Annotated in this window: 6 protein-coding genes; all 6 read right to left on the bottom strand. The window is 30.5% G+C overall.

From position 1 onward, the window contains the following. Nucleotides 1-293 precede the first annotated feature (293 nt). Entirely contained in the window at nt 294-689 is a 396-nt protein-coding gene (locus tag ACFSR1_RS04160; RefSeq protein WP_378289936.1) for a hypothetical protein, read from the bottom strand. 14 nt (nt 690-703) lie between these two features. After that, nucleotides 704-1,144, bottom strand: coding sequence for a hypothetical protein (locus ACFSR1_RS04155; protein ID WP_378289934.1), 441 nt, complete (start codon nt 1,142-1,144; stop codon nt 704-706). Between the two features lie 181 nt (nt 1,145-1,325). After that, nucleotides 1,326-1,790, bottom strand: coding sequence for a hypothetical protein (locus tag ACFSR1_RS04150; protein WP_378289932.1), 465 nt, complete (start codon nt 1,788-1,790; stop codon nt 1,326-1,328). Nucleotides 1,791-1,991: 201 nt separating this feature from the next. Beyond that, nucleotides 1,992-2,624: a hypothetical protein gene (locus tag ACFSR1_RS04145; RefSeq protein WP_378289930.1), complete on the bottom strand. Its 633-nt coding sequence runs from the start codon at nt 2,622-2,624 to the stop codon at nt 1,992-1,994. A 579-nt stretch (nt 2,625-3,203) separates the two neighbouring features. Continuing rightward, nucleotides 3,204-3,503 carry a hypothetical protein gene (locus ACFSR1_RS04140; RefSeq protein ID WP_378289928.1) on the bottom strand — a complete coding sequence of 100 codons (300 nt, stop codon included), beginning with the start codon at nt 3,501-3,503 and terminating at the stop codon, nt 3,204-3,206. After that, a complete protein-coding gene (locus ACFSR1_RS04135) occupies nt 3,504-3,896 on the bottom strand; it encodes a contact-dependent growth inhibition system immunity protein (RefSeq protein WP_378289926.1) in 393 nt (130 codons plus the stop codon). Nucleotides 3,897-4,733: the final 837 nt, after the last annotated feature.

The following is a 4,733-nucleotide window of genomic DNA, read 5'->3' as shown; positions in this document are numbered from 1 at the left end:
TAAATAAATCATATTCGGGCCAGGCGAAATTACCATTATCAATGCGGCTAATCCAAATAGTAATAAATCATTAGTTGGTATCATATTTCTGTTTTTAGTTCTTGGTTTTTAACTGTTGCACAACGTTTAATATATGTGTCGTAGCAGGGCAAAATGTTACCTAGCTTTTGGATTTTTCTGCGCATTGGTTGCTAACTTTTTCATTTTGCAAGCATTGCGCTATTGCAAAAATACACAGACTTTTCGATTCATCACTTAACTGCTATGAACACATATATGTTGTTAGCAAACGTTTATTTTGACATTCTAATATTTAATTCTTCGGGAGTAATTTTACCTAAGTTGCACAGCATCATTGAATAGTATGGTTCTAGATTCTCTCCAATTTCAGGTTTATTCAGATTGTTAATTAGCAAATCGAAATTTGGGTTGTCTTTAAAATTAGGTATCCTTTTTAAAGCTGCAAAACGGACATTCAAGTCAGGATCAAATAAAGAAGCATAGTAAATTAAATAGAAGAAATTATTATCTCCTTTATCTCCCAACGTCATTATGTCTCCTATTCTTTCTTTATCAGTTCGGTTGCAAAATTTTTTAATAGATTGTTTTCCCTGTTCGGATAAATTAAGATCAATCTGATCAAAATTAATCTTAGTTGTTTTCTTTTTCTTGAATAGTTTTTTGAACATCTTATTGAATGTTGTCAAACATTATTATTTAAATATTTAGGACTAGATAAAGCATTTTCGTATTCATCTTTTGAGAAAAAGGGCCAGTATTCTCTTTGTCCAGATTGAGTTTTGTCAATAGTTTCATTTTTTATTCGAAGCAATTGACTTAAGTACTTTTTTATATTTTCAATTAAAGAAGGTTCAGACCACTTGTATTCATAATCAGATTTAAGAAAAAGAATGGTTCTTTTTAAGACTTTCTCATCTGATTCTTCCATTTTCCATTTCCCTTGATTTTTGTGAGTCCGTATATCATCATACAAATACCAAAGCTGGTATTTAATTTCACTTACTCCTTTATCATTGGTTGTTATAGTGAAATTGATTTCATCAAACTCAAAGTTATCAATCAAACAAGACCAATAATGTCGGCAAGATTCAGCAAGCTTATTTCTATTTTTTCTATCAATCATTTAGGATGTTTGCTAACGTTTAATATATGTGTCGTAGCAGGGCAAAATGTTACCTTGTTTTTCGATCTTTTTGCGCATTGGTTGCTAACTTTTACTTTTTGCAAGCATTGCGCCTTACCAAATATACTCAGACCAATCGATTCATTACTTTGCTGCTATGATCACATATATCGTGTTGTACCTATGTACTTTTTTTTCTTTTTTCGAAAAGTGCTTTTGTATAGTTTCGATAAAATTCTTTCCAGACATTTCGTTGTTTATCACTAAATGAGTAAAACTTTTTCTCTTCTACATCATAGAAGAACCCTCCATAACCACTAACTTTAATTCTTCTTGTTTCTCCATTATTAAATTTAGCAATAACTAACCATCCTCCACCTTTCCAAACATATTTCTCCTCAGTAGGCATAGATTGATTAAGAATTTTCTTTGCAGAATTGATATCAGCTTCTATAAATTCCATTGAGTTTAAATCTACATTACTTATGGATTCGATCTTTACTTTAGGCAAAGTACTGTTGTCATAAAACCTCAATGAAGATAAGTTGTCCCAAATAATACTATTATCCTCATTCAAGTTTTCATTACTGCAAGATAAAAGAGCAATCAAAATTAGTAATGTATAAATGTTTTTATTTAGTTTCATTGAGTTCTTTAGCGGTATTAGGTACAACGCCAAATATATGAATCGGAGCAAGGCAAGCAAGCCTGAACCAATCGATTTATCTGCGCATTTTTATTTCTTATTTAATTTATAAAAATTTAGCGCCATTGCAAAAAGGGAATAACCTTTCGATCTAACACTAAGCTTTGCTCTGATTTCATATATAATGTTACCAATAGTTTTTTAGTCCAAATAACCCTCAAAATGAATATATTCCAGTTTGTCGTTCACAAATTTGAAGTCCACATTTTGTACTATTTCAGAGTTTTGAATTCTAAAGTTATTATGCAAATTCGATACAGAATCGATATTCGATAACAGTTTTAAAAAGTCAGTTTTACTCATCCCATATCTCAGACCACGATTAAGGTTTAAAGTGTCTGAATTTGAAAATCCATTTTTGATAAATTCCTCACTTGAGTTTTTATAAATCTCTATAAATGATGAACCATATTTGAAAGTAAAGACAGTATCAATTTGATTATCAACGTGCCTATTATTAAATAATGTCGTGTCTACAGAAGAATATTGGCTTTCGAAAAGGTTTTTTAATAAAGGATTCTGTAATTCAAATGGGTTTAAACTATATTTTTCGTCAATAATAGTAACGTCAGGAATAAACTTATTTTTTTCAATCAGATTTTGAATTTCAGTAATAAGACTATCACTGTGTTTTAGGTTTCGATCAATTTTTTCACTTTGCTTCTCCATTTCGTTAAGTTGTTCTTCAAAAGACTCAATTGCATTTGAGTTTTTTACTTCCAATTTACAGGAGAACAAAAAAATAATTGAAATATATGGTAAAATTTGTTTCATAATTATTGGTAACGTTTAATGTATGATTTTGTAGCGGGACAATCAACAACTAATATTCCGCAACTGCCCAAAGTTAGTAAACCTGCGTGAAATTCCGTTAGGAATTTCCGCCGCTATGAATTATACATCTTGTTATGCACTGGCTTTTTTATTCAGCCGTTACTTTGCAAACTTACCTAAGCAAAGCGATGATTGCTTTCGTAACTATTTGCGTTATATTTTTTTCCATTCCCGCGATCGCTTTGCGACTTTTGGTTTGCGATAACCATCACAAAATAGCGATGACCTTTATTCCGTCAGATGCTGATAGGGGAGAACCTTTGTGTCAGAACTTACTTTACATAAATACTCAGGTCTTTGACCATTATCCCGTCCGATTATCCATCCTGCTTTTCAGATCTTCTAGCTTGTGCATAACGTGTTTGTATATGGTTTGTTACGTGGTTTAGCACGTAATTTAGCAAATAAAAACCGAATAGAAAATCCGCGAGGATTTTCGTAAGTAGGCTAGAACTAGCAATAAATTATATACGGTGTTGGCAACTGGCTTTTATTTATTCAGTTCAATTATTCTCTAAATTAATTTAAAAATAGACTTGCTAAAATTGGCAAAATTCCAAAAATGACAAGTCCAACTATTGAAGTCCAATATTGATAATTTTTCTTCTCTTTTTTTATGGTACTAAAAATTATAAAAATCAGACTCAATAAAAGTAAAACTGTTCCTAAAATTCCAAAATAAAATAAGACTTGTGCTGTGTTGTCTCCTTCATTAAATATACTTGTATAGCTGATTGTTAAATAGAAGGAAATAATATTAATTATTAAAACCCAAATCATAAAATGGAAAGCCCATTTTTTAAAATTTATATTGTTCATTTAAGTTAGTTTTTCATTTATTCGGTCAAATTTCTTTTCTCCGAGTCCAGTTTTAATTATTTCCGAATTCTGTTCCACAATATTTTTGAATTTCAGAAATTCAGTTTGATTTTCATTCCAAAATTCAGTCGGTAAACTTGAAACAGCGATAAGTAAATCGCCTTCGTAAAAATCACATTCGGTCAAAATATTCCGTTCGAGTTTTTCGAGTGCGATTCCGATTAGATATTCAATTCCGATATTTTGAGAAATCAGAAGTCTTATTTGTTCGTTTGTCAATTCAACAATACTTATCTTTCGATAGCGATAACATTTTTCAACCAAATCAGTCGGAAATTCGGAAGGGTTTTTCCAAATATCTTTTTCTAATTGTTCGATTGATTTTGTTTCCATTCTCGGTTTTTTCAGCTTGTTGCCAACGTTTAATATATGTGTCGTAGCAGGGCAAAATGTTACCCTGTTTTTGGTTTTTTCTGTGCATTGATTGCTAATTTTAACATTCTGCAAGCATTGCACCTTCATAAATATACAAGAACCATTCGATTCATCATGTATCTGCTATGATCACATATATGGTGTTACCACCAGTTATTTTCGGGTTTAGAAAAATATATTTCGGAATAGAAATGGAAATAGTCCAATTACAATTCCGATTATCAAATTTAGCTTTTGTTTCTTAAGATTCCATTTCGATTGATTTATTCGAATCAGATATTCTGTCAGCTTATAAATTCCGAATCCAATTATTATTCTAGTTGATAATTCCATTAATAATTCCCAATTGAAAGTATAGTCTGTAATTCTCAGCGATAATGAGAATACCAGATTCACAATCATTCCAATTGCCGATATTTTTATTAAATCCAACCAATTTTTATTATTCAAAAAAATCAGAATTCCAGAAAACATAAGTGAAATTCCAAAAACAAATTCAGCTATGATACTTGAATTCGAACGCATTACAATGAATAGAACTGACGTAAAATTATACTTAAAGAAATCGGTTACACTGTGGTAAATTAATCCGATTCCAAATATTAAAAATATCAGTCCAAAAATCCAGTTTATATTGTTCTTTCGTAGTTCTGTTTTCAAATTGGTGGTAACGTTAAATATATGGCAAGTTGGGCAGAAAATAAGCGATTACTTTCGGTTTAGCCACAAGCCAAATGTTTTGTATTTTGTTTTAATTTTTCTCTTTTAATACCAAATCAAAAGATTTGGCGACTT

Origin of the sequence: Aquimarina rubra (assembly GCF_042684305.1) — a bacterium.
GTDB lineage: Bacteria > Bacteroidota > Bacteroidia > Flavobacteriales > Flavobacteriaceae > Aquimarina > Aquimarina rubra.
Note: the sequence above shows the minus strand (reverse complement) of the source record. Positions and strands in the feature narration are given on the sequence as shown.